Origin of the sequence: Pseudomonas sp. SID14000 (genome assembly GCF_002165135.1) — a bacterium.
Lineage (GTDB): Bacteria > Pseudomonadota > Gammaproteobacteria > Pseudomonadales > Pseudomonadaceae > Aquipseudomonas.
In genome coordinates this window covers 143260-166120 of the sequence record NZ_NFZQ01000010.1, presented here as the reverse complement: position 1 = coordinate 166120, position 22861 = coordinate 143260, and the positions used below count along the sequence as shown (strand labels likewise).

At 60.7% G+C, this 22861-nt stretch carries 19 protein-coding genes and 1 pseudogene; 8 read left to right on the top strand and 12 right to left on the bottom strand.

Annotated features, from left to right (window positions below):
- Positions 1–37: 37 nt before the first annotated feature.
- Both CAY82_RS16730 and CAY82_RS16725 read right to left on the bottom strand, forming a co-directional pair.
- Complete coding sequence (locus CAY82_RS16730) at positions 38–421, bottom strand: helix-turn-helix domain-containing protein (protein WP_087502209.1); 384 nt, start codon at positions 419–421, stop codon at positions 38–40.
- 176 nt (positions 422–597) lie between these two features.
- Positions 598–1284, bottom strand: coding sequence for a hydrolase (locus tag CAY82_RS16725; RefSeq protein ID WP_087502208.1), 687 nt, complete (start codon positions 1282–1284; stop codon positions 598–600).
- A gap of 263 nt (positions 1285–1547) precedes the next feature.
- On the opposite strand from CAY82_RS16725, the gene CAY82_RS16720 reads away from it, so the two are divergent.
- Positions 1548–2009 carry a RidA family protein gene (locus CAY82_RS16720; protein ID WP_087502207.1) on the top strand — a complete coding sequence of 154 codons (462 nt, stop codon included), beginning with the start codon at positions 1548–1550 and terminating at the stop codon, positions 2007–2009.
- Positions 2010–2029: 20 nt separating this feature from the next.
- On the opposite strand, the gene CAY82_RS16715 is transcribed toward CAY82_RS16720, so the two are convergent.
- Positions 2030–2956 carry a LysR family transcriptional regulator gene (locus CAY82_RS16715; RefSeq protein WP_087502206.1) on the bottom strand — a complete coding sequence of 309 codons (927 nt, stop codon included), beginning with the start codon at positions 2954–2956 and terminating at the stop codon, positions 2030–2032.
- Between the two features lie 216 nt (positions 2957–3172).
- Here CAY82_RS16715 and CAY82_RS16710 point away from each other — a divergent pair, with 216 nt between their 5' ends.
- A complete protein-coding gene (locus tag CAY82_RS16710) occupies positions 3173–3595 on the top strand; it encodes a hypothetical protein (RefSeq protein ID WP_087502205.1) in 423 nt (140 codons plus the stop codon).
- Between the two features lie 54 nt (positions 3596–3649).
- Positions 3650–3727: pseudogene (locus CAY82_RS26170) on the top strand (DUF3077 domain-containing protein); the annotation flags it as partial.
- 45 nt (positions 3728–3772) lie between these two features.
- On the opposite strand, the gene CAY82_RS16705 reads toward CAY82_RS26170, so the two are convergent.
- Entirely contained in the window at positions 3773–4486 is a 714-nt protein-coding gene (locus tag CAY82_RS16705) for a formyl transferase (RefSeq protein WP_256576291.1), read from the bottom strand.
- Positions 4487–4926: 440 nt separating this feature from the next.
- On the opposite strand from CAY82_RS16705, the gene arfB reads away from it, so the two are divergent.
- Complete coding sequence (arfB, locus tag CAY82_RS16700; protein ID WP_087502296.1) at positions 4927–5340, top strand: alternative ribosome rescue aminoacyl-tRNA hydrolase ArfB; 414 nt, start codon at positions 4927–4929, stop codon at positions 5338–5340.
- A 17-nt stretch (positions 5341–5357) separates the two neighbouring features.
- Here arfB and CAY82_RS16695 read toward each other — a convergent pair whose 3' ends face one another.
- The 5 genes from CAY82_RS16695 to bamA all read right to left on the bottom strand — a co-directional run bounded on the left by CAY82_RS16695 (position 5358) and on the right by bamA (position 12513).
- A complete protein-coding gene (locus tag CAY82_RS16695; RefSeq protein ID WP_087502203.1) occupies positions 5358–6623 on the bottom strand; it encodes an MFS transporter in 1266 nt (421 codons plus the stop codon).
- Positions 6624–6656: 33 nt separating this feature from the next.
- The gene (locus CAY82_RS16690; RefSeq protein WP_087502202.1) at positions 6657–7727 is read right to left on the bottom strand and encodes a sugar phosphate isomerase/epimerase; all 1071 of its coding nucleotides are present in this window, start codon (positions 7725–7727) and stop codon (positions 6657–6659) included.
- Between the two features lie 112 nt (positions 7728–7839).
- Positions 7840–9345 carry a PLP-dependent aminotransferase family protein gene (locus CAY82_RS16685; protein WP_087502201.1) on the bottom strand — a complete coding sequence of 502 codons (1506 nt, stop codon included), beginning with the start codon at positions 9343–9345 and terminating at the stop codon, positions 7840–7842.
- A gap of 273 nt (positions 9346–9618) precedes the next feature.
- Positions 9619–10008 (bottom strand): hypothetical protein, encoded by a 390-nt coding sequence (locus CAY82_RS16680; protein WP_087502200.1) that lies wholly within the window; start codon positions 10006–10008, stop codon positions 9619–9621.
- Between the two features lie 141 nt (positions 10009–10149).
- Positions 10150–12513: an outer membrane protein assembly factor BamA gene (gene bamA, locus CAY82_RS16675; protein ID WP_087502199.1), complete on the bottom strand. Its 2364-nt coding sequence runs from the start codon at positions 12511–12513 to the stop codon at positions 10150–10152.
- Between the two features lie 195 nt (positions 12514–12708).
- Here bamA and CAY82_RS16670 point away from each other — a divergent pair, with 195 nt between their 5' ends.
- Together CAY82_RS16670 and CAY82_RS16665 are read left to right on the top strand one after the other, a co-directional pair.
- Positions 12709–13401: a response regulator transcription factor gene (locus CAY82_RS16670; protein ID WP_087502295.1), complete on the top strand. Its 693-nt coding sequence runs from the start codon at positions 12709–12711 to the stop codon at positions 13399–13401.
- Positions 13398–14663, top strand: coding sequence for an ATP-binding protein (locus CAY82_RS16665; protein WP_087502198.1), 1266 nt, complete (start codon positions 13398–13400; stop codon positions 14661–14663). The genes CAY82_RS16670 and CAY82_RS16665 overlap by 4 nt, the downstream gene beginning before the upstream one ends.
- A gap of 166 nt (positions 14664–14829) precedes the next feature.
- Here the strand turns inward: CAY82_RS16665 and CAY82_RS16660 are convergent, their stop codons facing one another.
- The 3 genes from CAY82_RS16660 to CAY82_RS16650 are packed head-to-tail and all read right to left on the bottom strand — an operon-like array spanning position 14830 to position 20532.
- Positions 14830–16206, bottom strand: coding sequence for an efflux transporter outer membrane subunit (locus CAY82_RS16660; RefSeq protein WP_087502197.1), 1377 nt, complete (start codon positions 16204–16206; stop codon positions 14830–14832).
- The gene (locus tag CAY82_RS16655; protein ID WP_087502196.1) at positions 16206–19337 is read right to left on the bottom strand and encodes an efflux RND transporter permease subunit; all 3132 of its coding nucleotides are present in this window, start codon (positions 19335–19337) and stop codon (positions 16206–16208) included. Before CAY82_RS16655 ends, CAY82_RS16660 begins: the two co-directional genes overlap by 1 nt.
- Before the next feature lie 10 nt (positions 19338–19347).
- Positions 19348–20532: an efflux RND transporter periplasmic adaptor subunit gene (locus CAY82_RS16650; protein ID WP_087502195.1), complete on the bottom strand. Its 1185-nt coding sequence runs from the start codon at positions 20530–20532 to the stop codon at positions 19348–19350.
- A gap of 150 nt (positions 20533–20682) precedes the next feature.
- Here CAY82_RS16650 and CAY82_RS16645 point away from each other — a divergent pair, with 150 nt between their 5' ends.
- Both CAY82_RS16645 and CAY82_RS16640 read left to right on the top strand, forming a co-directional pair.
- Positions 20683–22074, top strand: a complete 1392-nt coding sequence (locus tag CAY82_RS16645) for an ATP-binding protein (protein WP_087502194.1) — start codon at positions 20683–20685, stop codon at positions 22072–22074.
- A complete protein-coding gene (locus CAY82_RS16640) occupies positions 22071–22733 on the top strand; it encodes a response regulator (protein WP_087502193.1) in 663 nt (220 codons plus the stop codon). Before CAY82_RS16645 ends, CAY82_RS16640 begins: the two co-directional genes overlap by 4 nt.
- The last annotated feature ends 128 nt before the right edge of the window (positions 22734–22861 follow it).

Sequence of the window (22861 nt, the reverse complement as noted above, 5' to 3'; positions counted from 1 at the left end):
AGTACAGATGTGCTCCTTGGTTGAGCAAAAACTCAGTTTAAAAAGACGCTTGTCGCTGCCAAGTCTGCGGCGACATCCCCTCGGCCTTCACGAATGCTCGACAGAAGTGGGACTGGTCGCAGAAACCGCACTCCAGTGCGATCTCCGCGAGCATCATTCCCGAGCCCCCCAGTAGCTCTTTGCTTTTGCGCAACCGTTGTTCACGCATCCACTGCTGCGGGGGCACATGCATGGTATCCCTGAACATTCGAGTGAAATGGCTGCGCGACAGCGAGCAGGCTTGGGCGAGTTCCGTAACCGTTATGCCGGTGTCCAGGTTCTCCAGCATCAACCGCTTGGCAGTCGTGACCTGCCAGGGCTTGAGGAGCCCGGTTGTTTTCAGTGCGACAGTCGCAAGAACAGTGCAGTGATCGCTGTTCATAAAAAATCCATTAATCAATGAAGTGGGCACGCACGTTTCGAGTGGGCAGAGCAGGCCACTGCAGCCTCGGCGCGGGCTACAGACGATAAACACTCGATTTGATGGCCTGGCTCAGCTAGCCGGCGTACCCATCAGCGGGTCAATGAACAGCCCCTGGAGGCAGGGGCTGGCAATGGTCAGACAGCGGCAGCAACCGGGGCCAGGGTTGGGCCGTGCTGAACGCGCTCTGGTGCTTTGTGCACCATGGTGTAGGCATAGTCGACCCCCATGCCGTAGGCACCGGAGTGTTCTTTCACCAGTTCCATGACGGCATCGTAGGTGTCGCGGTTTTTCCAGTCGCGCTGCCATTCCAGCAGTACTTGCTGCCAGGTCACCGGAATTACGCCTGCCTGAATCATGCGTTGCATGGCGTAGTCGTGGGCTTCCTTGGTGGTGCCACCGGATGCGTCAGCAACCATGTAGATTTCATAGCCGGCATCGTTCATCGCCGACAGAGCGAAGGTGGTGTTGCACACCTCCGTCCACAGGCCGGATACGATGATCTTGTTGCGACCGTTTTTCTTGAGTGCGTCTCGAACCTTCTGGTCATCCCAGGAGTTCATGGAGGTTCGCTCCAGCAGCGGAGCGTCGGGGAAGACGGCGAGCAGCTCGGGGTAGGTGTGCCCAGAGAAGCTTTCAGTCTCGACGGTCGTGATGATGGTGGGCACATTGAAGATCCTGGCTGCCTTGGCCAGGCCTACGGTGTTGTTTTTCAGCGTCTGGCGATCAATGCTCTGAACGCCGAAGGCCATCTGTGGCTGCTGATCGATGAAGATCAGTTGGCTGTTGAATGGGGTCAGGACTTCAGTTTTTGGATTGTTCATTTTGGTTCCCTGTCAGCTGGATGATGGTCATCGCACAAGTCACGGCGCCTGCCTTCTGCAGACTGTGCTGAGGCACTGGATGACGTCCTCAGTGATGCCCGTTGCTTGAGTTCGAGCACAAGATAGCGAAACGCAGAGCGAAGCGGTGGCTCACTTTTGCGCTCTCAGGGACGCATTAATGCGCCATTTGCTTGTTCATCCTGCTGCTAGGATTCGCACGCAAACGCGGATCTACCTGATCCGGTTTGCGCCAGGAGAAAGCGATGGCAGCTTCACAACCACTCAACAAACAAACCGCCTATTGGGGCGTTCCGTGGGAGAAGGCTTACGGGTATACGCAGGCACGGCGGGTAGGGAACGAGATCTACGTATCGGGCCAGTTCAATCATGACGAAGAAGGGAACCTGGTCGCGCCGGCACCCTTGGATCGTGACGGCAGGCCGTGTGATTTCTCTTCGATGGGGGATCAGATGCGCGCCTGCTACGACAATATCTCCAAGCTGCTCGCGCTGTACGGAGCGACGCTTGAAGATGTGGTGGAAGAGACGCTCTACGTACTGGACATGGACGCGGCCTTTGCCGTGGTCGGCACGGTTCGCAAGGCCGCTTACGGCACAGAGCGGCCTCAATGCGCCAGTAACATCATCGGCGTATCGAGGCTTGCCCAGCGCCCTCAGTTGATCGAAATCGCCTGCAAGGCGGTACTTGGCTCACGCGCTGAGTGACCCGCACTCCCGGTTTCGCTCTACGTGACCGGGAGTACCAATTGGCCCTCGATCAACGGCTTCTGGTTGGCAACGGCAGCTGCACAGAACGTCATGAAGGCCTTGACCCGCCACGATTTGCGGATGTCCTGGTGCGTCAGCAGCCACAGCTCATCCTGCAGCTCCGGCACCACCGGGCCGACGCGTACAAGCCCAGGCGTGATATCACCCAACATACAGGGCAAAAAACCCACCCCCAGGCCAGCCGCGATTGCAGCACTTGCCGCCGCAACCGAATCGGTGCGGTACGAGATGCACTCGGCAGCGACCCTGTTTTCGACATAGCTCGTTGCTTTGAGCCCGCGCAGCGCTGCGGAATAGGAAACCCATGCCTGGCCTTCAGTGAACAGAGGAGTGGGCGCTATGTGGTTGCTGCTACCGTAGGGAGCCCAGGCGATTGTGGCCAGTTTGCGACCCACCAGGCTTTCGGCGGGTTTCCTGGTCGCTCGAACCGCAATATCCGATTCGTCTCGCGCAAGGCTCAGTGATTCGTTGCCCACCAGCACCTCAATCGTGATGCCTTCGTTGAGGGCCTTGAAGTCCGCGATGATGGGGGTGAGGAAGTAAAGAAGCAGTGAGTCGCTGGTGGTGATACGAAGCTTGCCGAGCGGCCCTTGGCCGGCACGTGAGACACGCCGCGTCACGCTGACAATGTCCAGCTCCACGCGCTCGGCGAGTGCACGTAATTCCGCGCCCTCGATGGTGAGCAAATAGCCTGATTTGCGGTGATCAAACAAGGCTACGCCAAGTGTTTTTTCAACCTGGGAAACCCTGCGGGAGACGGTGGACACGTTGATGCCGAGCTTCTTGGCCGTGGCAGCGCGATTGCCACACTCACTGAGCGTTTTGATGATCCGCAGGTCGTCCCATGAGAGCTGGTTGGCAGCCTCACTCGCGTTCCATTTCACGTCCTTGGGGGCAGCGGGGGCAGTTGGGACATTTCCAGGTAACGACTTCACGAAATCCGTTCCAAATCAGATTGCGACGATCATACGAGAAGGGGCTGCATGAACCAAGCATGAGCATGAAGCCGAACGAGGGGCTTCGGCCGTCCCTTCATGCGCCCATCAACACTTGTCGGCGGTATCCTGAATAGTGAGCCCAGGAGCCTTTGGGGAACTACCATGCGCAAGCTGACACTGTTGCTCGCGATCGCTGCAATTGCTGGTTGTCAGGCGCCGATGCCCACTGCCAACCCACAGATGGCTTGGGTCGATCTCTCGATGCCATTCCCGAATGACCGTGTGCTGTTGGCCGAACGCCTGGATAAACAACGCCTGCGCGACGGTCGCTTCTTTGAGGTCAGCCCCGGCAGCCATGAATTGGTCGTCAGGTTCGACTACGAAGTCAATGGTGGTGGTGGCATCAGCCTGATGGGGGGCAGCACGGTAAGGCAATGCTACCTGACCATCGACTACGCGCATTTCGAGGCAGGGCACCGCTATGTACTCGAGGCCCGCTCCATGGCCATGACGCCAGAGGCGAGGCTCTATGATGCGAAGGGAGAGATTGTGGCGCAGGTCACCGAACTCTATTGCCTGATGTGATGGCGCTAAATACATCAATTCTCTGATTGCCTCGAAAAATCAGATTTTTTCGCTTTGATCTGGGCTGCGCATTACCTGAGCGCATTGGCCAAGGCGCTGATGGATGATGCCGAGCTGGGTATGATGCGCTGAGCTCATTCCACCCGTGGCGGTCCGCGAAACGCGGCCGCCTTCGCATCAGCTGCCGCCGTTCAGCGCTTGAAGAGTATTTATCCGCAACGGAAATCCGTACGATTCGAAAAGCTCCCAAACGTCCTCGCGATCGAAGAGCCGCCACCCCAGTGTCGTGAACTGCATCAGGTCATCCTCGCTGGGAAAGGAGTAGTAGGCCCCGGCAGATGGATCTTGAGACGTCCCCGGCATAGGCTCATTGCGCTCCAGGCGCCTGATTGCGTTCATGATGAGACGCGCGCCTGGTTGATAAAGTGAAAGGATGTGCCACAGCAAGGAGTGCTCCTTGTCGACTGCCACCCGGGCAGTCTCGATGATGCGACCAACATCGATGCCGGGACTGTCAATCCAGTGGAGAGTACAGCCGATCTCCGGGGCCCCGTTCAGCAGCGCCCGGAAGGTCGCGAGAACACCTCGATACTGAGGCAAGAGGCCAGAGTGAAGATTGAGGACGCCGCGTGACGGAATTGCCAACGCTTCATTCTTCAGGATTTGACCAAAGCGGATTGAGATGAACAGATCCGCTCCCGCATCCTGCAGCATTTGCAGGCCCGCAGGATCCCTCAAGCTGGGCAATACCTGTACAGGAACCCCAAAGCGTTGCTGCAGTTCTGCAAAACCGAATCGAAGCCCGCTGCTGACCTGGTCGCTCGATCTGGTTGACCCAGGGGGCAAGGCATTGAAGAAGTCCTGCTCGATCAATGCCAGTTGTCCGAGCATGCGTGGCACCTTCTTGCCCGATCCCACTCTCTCCGAGAGGAATATTCCCACTGTGCTCTCGTGAATCTCGGGTAACAGGTAATTGAGAGTGAGATTGCTCTCAACGTCCCGGTTCACCAGAAAAGCGATTCGCACTTTTAACCTCCGGCAGACCTGCCTTGAGAGGCAGCAATGGCCAATTCAACCCAAGCGGATCAATCCCATTACCATTGTTTTGCCATGACGTATGGACGGAAGGCTCGATCTGCTCAGTCCGTTCGGGTAGCAGACCTAGCATAGTTGCATTTATGCAAAAGGCTTGAGGAAGGCGGCAGATATCGAGGCTACCGGCAATGGCGGAGTGGGGTGCCTCGATCAGTGTGGTTGAGGTCAACCGTATTTTGTTCTGTGGGCGAGCAGCGAAGGCTGTGATAATGGAGGGGAATCACAAGGGCCATGCCATGCTGAGCATCTCTAATAACGTGCACCTGCCAGATGCCGACATCGAACTGACATACATCCGTGCGCAAGGCGCAGGTGGGCAGAATGTCAACAAGGTGTCCAGCGCCGTGCACCTGCGCTTCGACATTCCCGCCTCGTCGCTGCCCGAGTTTTACAAGGAGCGGCTGTTGGCGCTGCGTGACAGTCGCATCACCGGCGACGGCGTGTTGATCATCAAGGCACAACAATACCGCACACAGGAGCAGAACCGCGCTGATGCACTGGCGCGTCTTGCCGAGTTGATCATCGCCGCCGGCAAGACCGAGAAGAAACGCCGACCCACCAAGCCGACCCTCGGCTCGAAGACCCGCCGCCTTGAAGGCAAAGCCAGGCGCAGCACTGTCAAGGCGGGTCGGGGCAAGGTGGAGTTCTAGGCTCTGCGGTTCATTGATCAGGCTTGTACCGCGCTGACCCCGCCAGTAGGCATGGATTTTTTGCGCACCGCTTGATAGAGAAGGCTGGACACCATGAAGCCCGCAATGGCCAGCATGCTCATCAGGATGAACACATAGTTGTAGCCCTGTTGACCAGGGAAGTGGTCCAGGATCGCGCCATAAATGACGTAGGCAAACATGCCGGGTGCATAGCCGATCAGGCAACCGATGCCGAAGGCCGAGCCGGTGATGTGCTGCGGAATGCCGACTTCGCCCATGGGCGCCCAGAACACGCCGCGCATCGAGAACACAATCAGGGCGAAGGAGAGGGTGGCCGCCATCCCCGCATAGATGAAGCCCGGGCTTTTAGGAATCAGCATGATCACGCCCATCAGCGGCAATAGCGCCAGAAAGGCCCACTTCAGGTAACGGCTGGTGCTCTTGAACTGCTTGTCGGCAATGAAACCGCCGGCAGGCCCGCCGAGGATTTTCAGGAAGTATTGGTTGATGATGCCGTAGGCGCCTACCAACGCCACGGGCAACCCGTACATTTCCTTGAGGTAGGGAATGAAATAGGTCAGGCCGCAGTAGACGATGTAGACCATGAACACGTTGAGACTGACCAACCAGATACCGGGTACCTTGATCGCTTCCATCAGGTTCGCCAGACCGTTTTTCGGCCTGGCGGCCGATTGCACATTACCACCCTTGAGCAGGAGCCAGGTCAGGGTGCCCGCCACAATGTCGATGACCGAGTAGAACAGGATCGCCGACTTCAGGCCGGTTTCCCCCGAACCCATGGCGACGAACACGCCCAGTGCGGAAAAGGCCACCAGCGTATCAACCACGCCACGTCCGCCTTCCAGCAGGCCGAACAACCGGCCTTGTTCCTGATCGTCACCCAGATTACGGATGGCTTTGAGCAGCGATGGCCAAAACAGGCAGTCGGCACAGACGGCCAACAGACTGAACACGATCAGCAGGCTGCTGAAGGGCGGAAAGGTTGCCAGGTACAACCCAAGGCTTCCGGTCCCGATCAGCCCGAGGGGGATCAATTTGCGCGTGTCGTAGCGATCGGCGAGCAGGCCGCCAACCACAAACAGTGCAGTCGCGATGATCGCGTTGGCACTCAATAGCATGCCGATTTCAGTGTGATTGAGGCCCATGAATTCCTGCATGGGGACATAGAAGGCGTCCTTGAGGTTCGCCAACTTGTAAATGGTGCCGCCACCGAGGATGAGAATAAGGAATCTGAGCCATTTGGCCCTGTTTTGAGTTGTCATTATTGTTCTCCGGGCGTAATCGGGTCGTTAGGTTCAGGCGTTGGAAGGGGTGGCCAGGGTCAGTTCAGCCAAGATGCGCAGTTCGCCCAGCAAGCGTCGGACATAGGCCACCTGATTGTTCGCCCAGCGGGGTTCGTCGGCCAGCATGCGCTCGAGCGAGTAGCCTTTCGGGAGCGGCGTTTCGCTCATCTCCCGGTAGGCAATGAATGGATCGGCCGCTTCAAGGCGCTGGCGGAAGGCCGGGGCCACGTAGTGGTTTTCCTGCTCAAGAATGAACGCGATCACCTGTGGGGTTGCTTCGCCCAGCATCAGCAGCTCGAACAGCATGCGGGCGCTGGGCAAATCGTCTTCGTCGCTGCCTTGCAATACGCCGTAATGGCCGAAGCCGTTTTGTTCGGGGACGATGCGCACGCCCTTGAGGTGAACCTGGCGGATGTGCGGCGCCAGGTTGTGCAGGGCCTGCAGGGGCTGTTCGCAGGCATTGATCATGTTGCCGAAATCGAACAGGGCATGCAGGCGAGGGTGGTTGAGACGGTTGAGCAGTTGCGCGATCTCGCTGCTCTTGAGTTCTTCATGCTGCTCGAAGTCAAAGTACAGATCGTTGGCGTCGGCCTGTTGTGCGAGGTAGTGCAGGTCGCTCTCAATCACGTCCATGACCCGCGACAGCGTGCCCTCGTAACGTGAGTAGACACGGATGTTGCGTACCCCCAGGGCCTTGGCGATGGCGATCACTTGGTCGACATCCTTTTTCAGCGTGCTGCTGATTTCCAGGTGCACATCCAGCCCCAGCGCCTTGGCCTTGCTGGCAAACGCCTGGAGCTGCTCTGGCGACATCTGGCTCAGGCTGTTTTCCTCGCCGTCGAGCAAGTGCAGGCTCAGTCCTTGCAGCTCGTGGCGATAGGCGAAGTCCAGCAGGTCGGCGGGGGTGACACGACCGTGGGTGAGGTTGGTCAGTAGCGGGTAGGCGTGGGCAAACAGGCGCAATTGCCCGAGACGTTCAAGCAACCGCTGGGCCAGTGCCGCTGTCAGCACTGGAGCCGCCTCGTGTTCGACCACCTTATGGCTGAGCAAGGCGTTGAATCGTTCCTGGATCTTGTTGTTCATTAGCGTCGTTCCTGGTTCAGACACCGGGTCTACCGGCGCAGCCTTTATCGCGCCAGTCAGGAACGCTCGATAGATCCATTATCAATTAATTGATAAGGCCACTTGCCTCGCATCAAGTGGTCGGCGGGAGATAACCCAGCGTGCGCAAGGCCTGGGCCAGCTCCTCGACACGCTGCCGGGCCTGCTTTTCTGGCGTGCCAGCAAAGCCGATCAACAGGGCAGGCGGCAGGTCATGCTTGATGCGGTAGTCGCTCAAGGCATAGGTATGAATGTTGTGTTGGGCCAGTTGCCGGGCGATGTCCGTGTCACTGAGTTCGGGGGGCAGCCAGGCGATCAGGTGCATGCCAGCGTCGGTCGGAGTGATCCTGAAAAAGCTGCCGATCTGCTTTTCAAATTGTTCGATCAATGCCTGCTGGCGCGCCTTGTACAGTGCACGCATGCGGCGGATGTGCCCCAGGAAGTGGCCTTCGCGCATGAAGTCCGCCGTTGTGGCCTGAAGCAGTGTGGGCGGGCTGCGATCCATGACCGCGCGCAGGGTGCAAAAGGGCTCGACCAGAGCCTGCGGCAGGATCACGTAACCCAGCCGCAGTGACGGAAAGAGCACTTTGCTGAACGTGCCGACGTAGATCACCCGGGCCGCCTGGTCCAAGGCGTACAGTGCCGGGAGCAGTCGCCCTCTGTAACGAAACTCGCTGTCGCAATCGTCTTCGATGATCCAGCTCTGATGCTGCGTAGCCCAGTCGATGAGTGCCTGGCGCCGCTCATAACTCAGGGTGCCCCCCAAAGGATGCTGACGCGAAGGCGTACAAAATACCAGGCGCGCATCAGGGCACTCGGCAAGGCCTTGCTGCACATCGATCCCCTGTTCATCAACCCGCAATGGAATTATCCGAGCCCCCTGGGCTTGCAACGCAATCCGCGCGGCGATGTGCCCAGGGTCTTCCATCCAGGCACTGTCCTGCGGATTGAGCAGCAGCATGGCCAGCAGGTTGAACGCTTGCTGCGCGCCGGAAACGACCACCACTTGCCCGGCATCGCAGTCGATACCTCGCGCATCGAAGACGTATTCGGCAATCGCTGTGCGAAACGCCTGCAAGCCTTGTAGCTCGCCATAACCCAGAATCGCCTTGGTTGGCTTGAGCAAATGACGGTTCATCAGGCGCCGCCAGATGGCCTGCGGAAATTCTTCATAGGTGCTTTGACTAGGCAGGAAGGAGGTCGGCGTCGCCGGATCCCAGTCGGCATACGACACCCCGCGAAAATGATCGCTGCGCAGCGACAGCATCGACTGGCTCAGTTCGGAAAGCCGCGGTGGCTGGCGCGGTTGCTCGTCCTCGATACTCCGGCTTTCCCACTCAGTACCGACATACGTACCTGCACCCGTGCGCGAGGCCAGGAAACCTTCGGCAATCAACTGATCGAAAGCATTGAGAATGGTGATCCGCGACAGCCCCAACTCAATGCTCAAGGTTCGGGTCGACGGCAGGCGCACGCCCCCCTGAATTCTGCCGTTGAGTATCTGTTTGCGAATCTGCAGATACAGCTGGCGGTACAGGGGTATGGCACTGGCACGGTCCAGTTCGATAGCCGACAGCAGCAAACCTGTGGGGGATTTCATGACATGCTCGTCTGGGTGAAAGGGGATTTGAGCTGGAAACCATCAGGCGACGGGGAGGTCAGGGTAGCGAGCGATACCCGATAAGTCATCCGTTCGGCGTTTGTTGTCCAGCGAAGTTCAGTGGCTGGATACTCCAACCTGGCTTCCGATACAACAAGGCAGAAGTGCTGCTGATGGACCTACGGCAACCAGGGGATGTTTCGGAGGATCTGTTCGCGCTCAAACAGTCGGCGGTTTGTGGCCGATGTCGAGCTGCTCAACCAGGCCCGGGCATCAAACATCCCGTGCTTGATCTCCGCGGTGGGGTTCAATTGGCAACTCCAGCTCGCTTATCCATACTAGGGGTCTGTCCGGGGCGCTGCTGCCCATTCGGTCGAAAGTGACAGATTCGAGCATGTTTTTCGTCTGCGCGCCCAACCGTAATAGGTGTTCGGTAAAGCCGTCGCTGACGTCGCCGGTGTCCTCCAGGCAAACTCCACTCTGGTTGTGCTGGATGGCCAGATGGTAATGGCTGATCCCTTCACCTTTGCCGCTGCCGCCCAGTATCACGGTAAAGCGTGGGCCTAGCAGGCTGGCCAGGCGTTGCTGAACGAGGTCAAGCAGCGCAACCGGAACTTCATCATGGCGCAGCGTGGTGGGAAAGCATGGCGTGAACGGAGGCATTGGCGTGTCCTGCAGGTCGGGTTTGAGTGCCGGCCAGCTTAGGCAAGGCGACTGTCAACTTGGGTTAAGCGGGGGTAAAAGCGGGTAATACCTGGCTACGAGTTTCCATCTGGCGCGGCTGTCAGGTGCATTGATCCGCGATCAGAACGTTTGCCCCAACGAGAACTGGAAAATTTGAGTCTCAGCGTTATCCGGCTTCTTCAGGGGCGCCGCCAGGCTGAAACTCAGTGGTCCGATCGGGCTGTACCAGGTGACACCAATCCCAAGAGAGACGGCCATCTGCGTGAGGTCTACGCTGCCGCAGCCTTGGGTAGTCGACAGGTAGCAGGTGTCGGCATAGACGTTGCCCGCATCCAGGAATACCGAACTGCGCAGCTGGCTCTGGTTCTTGATGAAGGGCAGCGGAAAAATGTACTCGGCGCCACCGGTTAGCAGGAGGTTGCCGCCCAGCACGTCGGTATCGCGGTCGGAATAGTAGGCTTGCCCGGCGCTGGCATACGTGCCGGTGGCCGGCGTGCTGCGTGGGCCAAGGGTGCCGTCCTTGAAGCCGCGCACCGACCCTTGTCCCCCTGCGGTGTAGCTTTCATAGAAGGGCAGACTGTCGGTTGAGCCGTAACCGTCGCCGTATCCGAGGTTGGCGTGCAGCCGCAAGGTAGTGGTGTTGCTTACCGGGAGGAAAGTCTGGCCGTTGTAGTCGAGCTTGTAGAACGACAGATCGCTGCCCGGGGTTGTGGCCATCAGGGTCAGGCTTTGCGCGTGGCCGCGGGTCGCCAGCACGCCCTTGTTCAGTGTCGACTCCGACCAGCCGATCGAGGCCTTGAGGTTGTTGAAGCTTTTACCCTCACGCTGGATGAAGTCGTAGATCTCGTCGGCACTGTAAGTCCCAGGCGAAATGTCGTCGTGCTGCAGGGTCAGGCCGTAGGTCAGGCGCGAGGTCTCGTTGATCGGGTAGCCGAAGTTGACGCCCGCGCCGTAGCTGTTAATGGCGTAATAGGATACGCCGTCATCGTAATAGTCGCTGTAGTCGGTACTGCTGTAGAACAGGTTGTAACCCAGGCTGACGCCATCTTCGGTGAAATAGGGGTTGGTGAAGCCGAAGTTGTATTTGGTCTGGTATTCCGAACGGGTCAGGCCGATCGATACCTTGTTGCCGGTACCGAGGAAGTTGCTCTGGCTGATCGAACCACCGAGGATCAGGCCCGAGCTCTGGGCGAAACCGATGCTGGCGTTGATCGAACCGGAGGCCTGCTCCTCGACGCTGTAGTTGACGTCCACCTGGTCGTCGGTGCCTGGCACAGGCGGGGTCTCGACGTTGACTTCCTTGAAGAAGCCCAGGCGCTCCAGGCGGGCCTTGGACTGGTCGATCAGGTAGGTCGAGGCCCAGCCACCTTCCATCTGGCGCATCTCGCGGCGCAGCACCTGGTCTTCGGTCTTGGTGTTGCCGCGGTAGTTGATGCGGTTGACGTAGGCGCGCTTGCCCGGGTCGACCACGAACATGATGTCGACGGTGTGGTCCTGGTCGTTGGGCTGCGGCACACCGTTGACGTTGGCGAATGTGTAGCCCTCGTTGCCCAGGCGACGGGTGATCAGTTCGGACGTGGTGGTCATCACCTTGCGCGAGAACACCTGGCCAGGCTGCACCAATAGCAGCGACTTGACCTGGTCTTCCGGTACCTTCAGGTCACCGGACAGCTTCACGTCGCGAACGGTGTACTTCTCGCCTTCGTTGACGTTGACGGTGATGAAGACGTGCTTCTTGTCCGGGGTGATGGACACCTGGGTAGAAGCGATATCCATGTTGATGTAGCCGCGATCCAGGTAGTAGGAACGCAGGCGCTCCAGGTCACCGGACAGTTTTTCGCGGGCGTACTTGTCATCGTTCTTGAAGAACGACAGCCAGTTGGTGGTCTTCAGCTCGAACAGCTGCTGCAATTCTCCATCGCTGAACACGGTGTTGCCGACGATGTTGATGTGCTGGATGGCGGCGACGGTACCTTCGTTGATCTTGATCTTCAGGGCCACGCGGTTGCGCGGTTGCGGCACCACTTCGGCGTTGACCTCGGCCGAGTAGCGGCCCTGGGCCACGTACTGGCGCTGCAACTCGTTACGCACACCTTCGAGGGTGGCACGCTGGAAGATCTCGCCTTCGGCCAGGCCCGATTGCTTCAGGCCCTTCATCAGGTCTTCGGTGCTGATCGCCTTGTTGCCTTCGATCTCGATGCTCGACACCGACGGGCGCTCGACCACGTTGATGATCAGGACATTGCCATCGCGGTTCAGCTGGATGTCCTGGAAGAAGCCAGTCTTGAACAGCGAACGGGTCGACTCCACCAGGCGGCGGTCATCAGCCTGGTCGCCGACGTTCAGCGGCAAGGCGCCGAACACGCTGCCGGCGGATACCCGCTGCAGGCCGTTGACGCGTATGTCGGCGATCCTGAACGGTGTGGCCTGAGCCAGCGTGGCTTTGAGCAACAAGATGGAGATCAACAGGCGCGGGTAGTTCATCAGGGGTTCCAGACAAGCGGTTTCAAAGAAGCAAGCGCGGGCAACCCGCATGCTGCGGGCGATGAGGATACGGGCGGGCTGTGTTTGGCGCGGTTAGCCGAGGGTAAAGATGTGTAAAGTCTGACCGGTCGGCAGTGACAGTGTCGGCCCGCGAGGCGATCATTGGCGCCTCAGATATTGCAATAGATGGCCCTGATGATCCCTGTGCTGCTGGTCGACGATGATCGTGACCTCACCGAAATGCTCGCTCTCTACCTGGCGCGCGAAGGCTTCCAGGCTACCGCCGTCGGCACTGGCGAAGAAGGCGAGGACCAGGCGTTGTCCGGGCATTATCAGGTGGTGATACTGGACGTCATGCTGCCGGGCATTTCCGGTATCGAGGTGTTGCGCCGGGTGCGGGCGCGCAGCCAGGTACCGGTTTTATTGCTGACCGCCCGTGGCGACAACATCGATCGCATCGCCGGGCTGGAGCTGGGGGCCGATGACTATGTGCCCAAGCCGAGCTCTCCTGGCGAACTGGTGGCACGCCTGCGGGCGATATTGCGCCGTGTGCAGCCGCAACTGATGGGCGAGAGCACTGCGTCCGAACAGGTATCAAGCGGCGCCTTGAGACTGTGGCCCCGGCGCCGAGAAGCACACTGGGGTGCAGCAAACCTCGAGCTGACCGGCTCCGAGTTCAGCCTGCTCGAGGCGCTGGCCCGGCAGGCTGGCCACCTGGTCAGCAAGCAGGATCTGTCGCTTGAAGCGCTGGGCCGGCCTCTTGCTCGTTACGACCGGCGTGTCGATGTACATATCAGCAGCATCCGGCAGAAGCTCGGGCCACGCGCCGATGGCAGCAGCTGGATCCAGAGCGTGCGCGGCATGGGCTACATGCTGATCGTCGAATGATGCGCCGGCGCCTGTTCTGGAAGCTGTTCCTGGCCTTCTGGCTGGCCAACACCCTGACCTTCCTGGTGGGGGCGGGCGCCTTCATGCTCAATGACCTGCGCGGTGATACCCCCGCGCTGCGTTCGTTGCTGGCCAACGAAATGCAATTATTGCAACGTTACGGCGAGCAGGCTGGCCGACAGTTGCTGGAGGTGTCACCCCAGCCCCCGGATGTGCAGGTAGGCCTTTACGATAGCCGGGGCCAGTTACTGGGCGGCAGTGTTGTGCCAGTAGCGCGGTTCGAGCAGGCGCTGAGCGACAGCGACGGCCGCCAAATGGTGTTGCGTGCTTCGGTGGCTACCTCCATTGGCGAGCCACTGCGCCCGCTCGGCATGGGCCCGCTGTTGACCGGGACACTGCTGAGTGCGCTGTTCGCTTTCCTGTGCAGCCTGTACCTGACCCGCCCGCTGGCCTGGTTGCGCGAAGCCATGGGCCAGGTTGCTCAGGGCCGTTTCGAGGTGAGGGTCAAACCCCTGCTGGGCAATCGCCGCGACGAAATCGTCGAACTGGCTGAAGACTGCGACCGTATGACCGGGCAGCTTGAGGCGTTGGTGCAGGCGCAGCAGAATCTGCTGCATGACATATCCCATGAACTGCGGTCGCCATTGGCCCGCATGCATGCCGCCATCGGTCTGATGCGACAGCAACCGGACCGGCACGACATGCTGGAACGGGTGGAGCGTGAGTCGCGACGCATGGACGACCTGATCGAGCAGTTGCTGACGCTGGCTCGTGCCCAGTCCCGGCAGGGCAATAACGAATTGGTCACTTTCGATGTGGTCGAGCTGTTGGCGCAGATTGTCGGAGACGCCCGGTTCGAGGCCAGGATGAAACACTGCGTGGTAACCCTGCGAGGCCAGGTCAGATTTATCATGCTTGGCCATGAAGAGCTGCTGTACCGGGCGTTCGAGAACATCATTCGTAACGCCGTGCGCTACACCGCAACGGGTACCGAAGTGCTGGTAGAGGTCGCGCTGGCACCAGTTCAGCAATGGTTGCACGTCAGCATCAGTGATCATGGCCCAGGCGTCGAGCCGACGCGGCTGGAGCGTATTTTCGATCCGTTTGACCGCGGTACAGACAGTAACGGCGACGGCTTTGGTCTTGGCTTGGCAATCGCCCAGCGTTCCGTTGCGCTTCATGGCGGCGTCATTACCGCGCTGCCTGCGGCGAGCGGCGGCTTGCGGGTCCGCATCGAACTACCGCAAGCCAGAGCCACCTGAAACTTCTCGCGTGGCTTCGCTTAGCAATCGGAGAGGGCGCCCGATGCCATCGGGGCGTTGGGCAAGAGTGGCATCGATGACCAACCGCGAGTACGCACGGTAGGCGCACCAAACGCACTTCACAGTTATAAGCGTTGAAAGGGCTGCATTTCCTCCATTGGATGTTTCAGCGCTGGGCCCATTCGCCGCCAAGTGCCTTGTACAAGGTCACCCGGTTGGTCTGTTCGGTCAGCTTCAGGCTGATCAGCGACTGCTGCGCCGAATACAGCGAGCGCTGAGCGTCGAGCACATCCAGGAAGCTGTCCGAGCCCTGCTTGTAAAGCGCCAGCGAGAGCTGATAAGCAGTGTCGGTAGCTTCGGTCAGGCTGCGCTGGGCATCGAGCCGCTCATTGATATGGGCACGCACTGACAGCGCATCGGCCACTTCGCTGAACGCGGTCTGGATCGTCTTCTCGTAGGTCGCCACTTCGATTTCGCTGTTGACTTTGGTTGCATCCAGGCTGGCTCGATTGCTCCCTGCGTTGAAGATTGGCAGGTTGATCGAGGGGGCGAAGCTCCAGGCGCCACTGCCACCCTTGAATAGGCCGGACAGCTCGCTACTGGCGCTGCCACCGCTGGCGGTAAGGGTGATGCTCGGGAAGAATGCAGCCCGGGCCGCGCCGACGTCAGCATTGGCCGCCTTCAGGGTATGTTCGGCGGCCTGCACGTCCGGGCGACGCTGAAGCAGGCTGGATGGCAGGCCCTGCGGCACACTCACCAGCAGTGTGGTATCGAATGGCTGGTCGCCTGGCAGCAGAGAGTCGCTCAGACGTTGGCCTACCAGCAGTTCCAGGGCGTTACGGTCCTGCTCGACCTGGCTGGCATAATTGGCCGCATCGGCACGGGCGGACTCGACGGTGCTGCGCGCTTGCGCCAGGCTTACCCCGGACTCGCCGCCCAGCCCATGACTCTGTTGCACCAAGGTGTAGGTTTTCTGCTGGCTGGCATAGGTGTCATTGGCCAGCTTCAGCAATTGCTGGTCGGCGGCCAGGGTCATCCAGGCCGTGGCGACCTCGGCCACCAGGCTGAGCTGCGTGCTACGGCGGGTTTGTTCCAGCGAAAGGTACTGCTCCAGCGCAGCGTCTTTTAGGTTGCCCAGGCGACCAAACAAGTCCAGCTCGTAATTGCTGACGCCGAGGCCTACGCTGTACTGGCTGCTCACCGCTGAGCTGCCGTTGGTCACGCTGCGCTGCCGGGTGCCGTCGGCAGTTGCCGATACGGCCGGAAACAACTCGGCGCGCTGGATGCGGTACTGCGCCCGCTGGTACTCGACATTCAATGCCGCCACCCGCAGGTCGCGGTTGTTGGCCAACGCCAGCGCCACGGTGTCGCGCAGGCGGGCATCGGTGAACAGTGATTTCCAGCTTATATCGGCGCTCGTGGTGCTTGCGCCGCTGGTGGTTGGCCACTGCTCAGCTACCGGCGCTGCCGGGCGCTGGTAGTCAGGCGCGAGGTTGACGCAGCCGGCCAGGGCCAGCGCCAGCAAGAGGGGGGACAGACGCATCAGGCTTCTCCTGCAACAGTATCGACAGTGCTGGCATGTCGGCCGGCCAAGCGCTGCACCAGTACATAAAACAACGGGATGAAAAACAGGCCGAGCAGGGTGGCGGCGAGCATGCCACCCAGCACGCCGGTGCCGATCGCCTGTCGTCCACCGGCCCCGGCACCGCTACTCAAGGCCAGTGGCAGCACACCTAGGATGAACGCCAGCGACGTCATCAGTACCGGCCGCAAGCGGATGCGCACGACTTCCAAGGTAGCGGTAATCAGGTCCTGGCCACGCTCATATCCTTCTTTGGCGAATTCAACGATCAGGATCGCGTTCTTCGCCGCCAAACCCACCGTGGTCAGTAACCCGACCTGGAAGTACACGTCGTTGGCCAGCCCGCGAACGCCGGTCAGCAGCAGCGCGCCGAGGAGACCCACCGGCACAACCAGCATTACCGCAAATGGCACCGACCAGCTTTCGTACAGGGCCGCCAGGCACAAGAACACGAACAGAATCGAGATGGCGTACAGCAACGGTGCCTGGTTGCCAGCCAGGCGCTCCTGGTACGACTGACCAGCCCAGGCATAGCCGATACCTTCAGGCAATTGCGCCATGATCTGCTCGACCGCAGCCATCGCGTTGCCGGAGCTCACGCCGCGGGCAGGCTCACCCACCAGTTCGTAGGAGCCGAAGCCATTGAAGCGCTCCAGCAACGGCGAGGCGGTGCTCCAGGAGGTACTGGTGAACGCCGACATCGGCACCATGGCATCGCTGTCGTTGCGCACGTACCAGGCACCGATGTCCTCAGCCAGCATGCGCTTGTCGACCTCACCCTGCAGGTAGACTTTCTTCACCCGGCCGGCGTCAACGAAGTCGTTGACGTAGCTGCCGCCCATTACGGTGCTCAAAGTGTCATTGACGTCGCTGGCGGCAATACCCATTGCACCGGCCTTGCGGTCATCGATGGCGACGTTGAGCTGTGGCGTGTCCTCCAGGCCTTGGGCGCGCACATAGGCCAGCCGCGGGTCCTTGGCGGCAAGGGCGATGAACTGATTCCGCGCCTTCAGCAGCTCGGCGTGGCCGAGGCCAGCCAGGTCCTGCAACTGCACATCGAAGCCTGAGCTCTGGCCCAGGCCCTGGATAGCCGGTGGGGCGATGACGAACACATTGGCATCGAGGATCTTCGACAGCGCCATGTTGGCCCGACGTGCCACCGCTATGGCGCTGTGCTCGTCGCCCTGGCGTTCGCTCCAGTCCTTGAGCTTGATGAAACCGCGCCCCGAATTCTGTGCGTTACCACCGGTACCCAGGCCACGCACGGTGAGGATCGACGCCACCTCCGGTTGTTGCAGCATGTACTCCTGCACCTGGCGGTTGACCGCTTGCAAGCGCGCGTCGGTGCCGCCCACCGGCAGGGTCATCTGCATCATCAGCATGCCCTGGTCTTCCTCAGGAAGAAACGCCGTGGGAAGTTTCTCGAACATCAGCACCACGCCGCCCAGCACCAGCACGTACACCAGCAAGCCGCGCAGCGGACGCGTCAGTACCTTGCCGACACCACGTTGGTAGCGCTGCGAGGTACGTTCGAAGTGGCGGTTGAACCAGCCGAAAAAGCCGCGCTGGGGTGCGCCGTGGTTCGCTACCGGTTTGAGCAGGCTGGCGCACAATGCAGGCGTCAGGGTCATGGCCACCAGCACAGACAGGGCCATGGCTGCGACCAGGGTCACCGAGAACTGACGGTAGATCACCCCGGTGGAACCGCCGAAGAATGCCATGGGGATGAACACCGCCGAGAGCACCACCGCGATACCAATCAGCGCGCCGCTGATTTCTCCCATCGACTGACGGGTCGCTTCGCGGGGCGTCAGGCCTTTTTCGGCCATGATCCGCTCCACGTTCTCCACGACCACGATGGCATCGTCCACCAGCAAGCCGATGGCCAGCACCATGCCAAACATGGTCAGGGTATTGATCGAGTAGCCGAGCAGGGCCAGCACGCCGAAGGTACCGAGCAACACCACGGGCACTGCGATTGCCGGGATCAGGGTGGCGCGCAGGTTCTGCATGAACAGGTACATGATCAATACCACCAGGGCGATGGCCTCGAACAATGTCTTGACCACTTCCTCGATGGAAATCTTCACGAAGGGCGCGGTGTTGTAGGCTACCTCGCTGCGCAATTGCAGCTTGCTGGGGAAAAATTGTTCAAGCTCCGCCAGCTTGGCCTGGACAGCTTCCGAAACATCCAGCGCATTGGCGCCAGTTGCCAGGCTCACCGCCAGACCGCCGGCCGGCCGGCCGTTATGCTCGGCGACTACGTCGTAGCTCTCGCTGCCAAGCTCTACCCGGGCCACGTCGGCCAGGGTCACCACGGCGCCAGCGCTGTTGTGCTTGAGCACCAATTCGCGAAACTGTGCGGCGGTCTGCAATTTGCTGCGCGCATTGATGGTGGCGTTCAACTGCTGACCGGCACGCGCGGGCAGGGCGCCGAGTTGGCCGGCTGAGGTGTCTACGTTCTGCGCTTGAAGCGCGCTGCTCACGTCAGAAGGCATCAACCCGTACTGTTTCAGCTTGTCCGGGTCGAGCCATATACGCATCGCGTAGCTCGAACCCAGAGTGGTTACCTCGCCGACGCCGCTGACCCGGCTGATCTGGTCGTACAGCGTGCTGGAGATGAAATCGCTGATATCGGTGGCACTGACATCAGGGTTGTCCGAAACCAGGGCTACGATGATGAGGAAGTCGCTGGCCGAGTTGTGCACCTCGATGCCGTGCTGTTGCACCGAATCGGGCAGGCGCGCCTTGGCCTGCTCCAGCCTGGTCTGCACCAGCATTTGCGCAGTGTTGACGTCGGTGCCAGCCTCGAACGTCAGGGTGATCTTGGCGCTGCCCGACGAACTGCTGGACGACGACATGTAGGTGAGGCCGTCCAGGCCGGTCATCTGCTGCTCGATGACCTGGGTCACCGAGTCTTCCATGGTCTTGGCCGAGGCGCCGGTGTAGGTGGCGCTGAGGCTGACCTGCGGCGGGGCGATATTGGGGTACTGCGCCAGCGGCAGTTCGGAGATTGCCAGGCCGCCGCCGAGCATGATCAGGATGGCGATGACCCACGCGAAGATCGGCCGGTCGATGAAGAAACGTGCCATGGGGTGGGCCTCAGTTGCTGTCGTTGTGGGCGCTAAGGGTGTTGTTCTGCACCTGGACCTGTTGGCCAACGCGAACCTTCTGCAGGCCCTGCACGATGACCTGGTCGCCGGCGGCCAGGCCTTGGCTGACCCACCACCGATTGCCTACCGCGCGGGCCAGGGTCAGTTCACGCTGTTGCACCTTACCGTCAACCACTACCAGCGCTGTGGCGCCACCGCGCTCGTCACGGCTGACGGCCTGCTGCGGTACCAGGATGGCGTCGTTCTGCACGCCTTCCTGCAACGTCGCCTTGATGTACATGCCCGGCATCAGCAGGCCGTCGGGATTGGGCACTACTGCCCGGAACGTCACACTGCCGGTGCTTTCATCGACGCTCACACCGTTGAAGGTAAGGGTGCCGGCATGGGCATAGGTGCTGCCATCTTCGAGTTCCAGTGTGACGCGCGCGGCATCCGCATTGCCGCTGGGTGCCAGCTTGCCTTCGGCCAGCTCGCGCTTGAGGCGCAGCAGGGTGCTGCTCGGCTGGGTAAAGTCGACATAGATCGGGTCCAGCTGTTGCACGGTGGTCAGGGCCGTGGCCTGCTCGGCAGTGACTAGCGCCCCTGGGGTCACTGAGGAGGTGGCGGTACGGCCGTCGATCGGCGCGTTGATGCGGGTGTAATCAAGGTTGATCTGCGCCGTGCGCTGCTCGGCCAACGCAGATTGCAGGCTGGCACGCGCCTTAAGCAACGCAGACTGGGCGCTTTCGTTGTCTTCGGCACTGATGGCGTCGATCCTCACCAGTTGCGCATCGCGCTTGGCCTTCAGTTCAGCGGCCTTGAGTGTAGCTCGGGCTGAGCTGACAGTCGCTTTGGCTTGAGCCAGGCTTGCCTGGTAGGTCTGCGGGTCGATCTGGTAGAGCGCCTGGCCGGCCTTTACCGTGTCACCCTCGTTGAACAGGCGTTTCTGGATGATGCCGCCAACTTGCGGCCGGATCTCGGCAATCAGGTGAGCACTGGCGCGACCGGGCAGGGTGGTGGTCAGGGCCTGGGCGGCGGTGGTCACTTCGTAAACCGCGACTTCCTGCAGCGGAGCGGGCAGGGCAGCGGTTTCGGCTTCGCGGCAACCGCCTATGACGAGAAGGCCCGCACTAAGCAAAATGGCGCGGGCCAGGGGTGAGCGGGCAAACAACATAGAGTGGAACAAGGTAGGCATCGCAGGCTCCGAGCCATGAATTTCGATGGCTCAAGCGTGTGCGGCAATTGTGCAGCCAATATGCAGAAAGTGTGGAGATTGTCGGGCGTGCCTTGCGGCACATGGGGCTGCGCGCTTCAATAGCGGCTATTCCAGTATGCCGGCGGTGCCATGAAAGTCAGCCTTTCCCGCAAGTTCTTCTTCGCCATGCTGGCGGTCTGTGCCTTCGCTGTGCTGGGCATGGTTTTTGCCGCTTACCTCAGCCTTAAGTACGGCTTTCTCGGCTACCTCAACCAGCAGGCCGAGGAACGCATGGATCGCATCGTGCCACGGGTCGAGCAAGCGTACGCACGCAATGGCAGCTGGGACTTCATCCGCCGCGACAAGGACCAGTGGTTCGAGCTGCTGCGCCCGGACGATGCCCACCCGGACAAGACCTTCGACCCCAGCCTGCTGACGGTCTCCGACCTGACCGGCGCGTTCGTTCGATTCGCCCTGCTCGATGCTCAGCGCCAGCCCATCATCGGCTACCAGGCTGCCAGCAGCGACATGTTGCTGCGACCGATCCATCACCAGGGCCAGGTAGTCGGCTGGATGGCCCTGGCGCCGCTGCAGGCGGTCACCAGCGTCGGTGACCGGCGCTTCCAGTTGAACCAGTTGCGCTCCAGCCTGCTGATAGGTCTGGCTTGCCTGTTGGCCACAGGCGTGCTCGCCTGGTGGCTGAGCCGTGCCTTGCTGCGTCCGATCCGTGAAGTGGCCAGTGCCACGCATCGCCTGGCTGCTGGTGATTACGAAATCCAGCTGCCAGTACGTTCGGCAGACGAAGCCGGGCAATTGGCCGGTGATTTCAACCGCATGGCCGCCACGCTGGCGAGCAACGAGCGCCTGCGCCGCGACTTCATGGCCGATATTTCTCATGAACTACGCACGCCCCTGGCGGTGATGCGTGCCGAGCTGGAAGCCATGGAAGACGGCATTCGTCCGCTCGATGGCAACGCCCTGCGCTCGCTGCAAGGCGAGGTGGGGGCGCTGAGCAAGCTGGTCGACGACCTGTTTGACCTGTCACTGGCCGAAGTAGGCGGCCCGACCTATCGGCGTGAACGCATCGACCTGTGCGTGCTGCTACTGGTGGTGGCCGAAGCCTTCCAGGCCAGTTTTGCCGAGCGTGGCCTGCAACTGCGCCTGGAGCTACCTGGGCCGGTGTGGGTACTGGGCGACGAGGGACGCCTGGGCCAGTTGCTGCACAATCTTTTGGAAAACAGCCGCCGTTATACCGATGCAGGTGGCCATACCGTTTTGCGTGCATTCCGGGAGGGCGAGCAGGTGCTGGTGCAGTGTGAGGACACTGCGCCGGGAGTCGACAGCGCCTCGCTAACGCGCCTGTTCGAGCGTTTCTATCGCGCCGAGCGCTCGCGTAACCGGGCCAGTGGCGGCACCGGGCTGGGCCTGGCGATCTGCCGTGGCATTGCCGAAGTTCACGGCGGCAAGCTCACGGCCGAGGCTTCGGCCATGGGCGGATTGCTGCTGACGCTCATGCTCCCGATTGCTGGAGATCAGGCATGAGCCAGATCCTGCTGGTTGAAGATGAACCCAAGCTTGCCGCCCTGGTCGGGGACTACCTGCGCGCTGGCGGCTACCGTGTCGATCACCTGGACGAGGGCCTTGCGGTCATCCCGGCGATTCGCCAAGGCCAGTACGACCTGATTCTGCTTGACCTGATGCTGCCGGGGCGCGATGGCCTGGACATCTGCCGCGAATTGCGTGAGTTCAGCCAGATGCCGCTGATCATGATGACGGCCAGGGTCGATGAGATCGACCGCCTGCTGGGCCTGGAGCTGGGTGCGGATGACTACATCTGCAAGCCGTTTTCCCCGCGCGAGCTGGTCGCCCGGGTCAAGGCGGTGTTACGCCGTAGCGGGCAGCAGGCGCCTAGCTTGGGCCTTGCGCTCGACACCCGATCATTCCAGGCGCGCTACAAGGGGGTTGCGCTGGACCTGACGCCGGTAGAGTTCCGCATGCTTGCCGCACTGGCAGCACGCCCGGGGCAAGTGCTGTCGCGCGATCAACTGATGAACCATATCTACCAGGACCATCGCGTGGTCGCAGATCGTACCGTGGACAGCCACGTCAAGAATTTGCGGCGCAAACTGTCAGGGGTGACACCAGAACATGACCCGCTCAGGTCTGTATACGGGGTGGGTTACAGCCTGGAGCTTGAGTAGAACCAGGTTGCCAGCGGGGGCGCCAGGGCCAGGTGCTACGGGGGCGGCCACAAGGTACTCGAAATAAATGCTTAATTTAACATAATACTCATTATGCGCACTTTCGTATGAAGCTACCGGGACCGAGG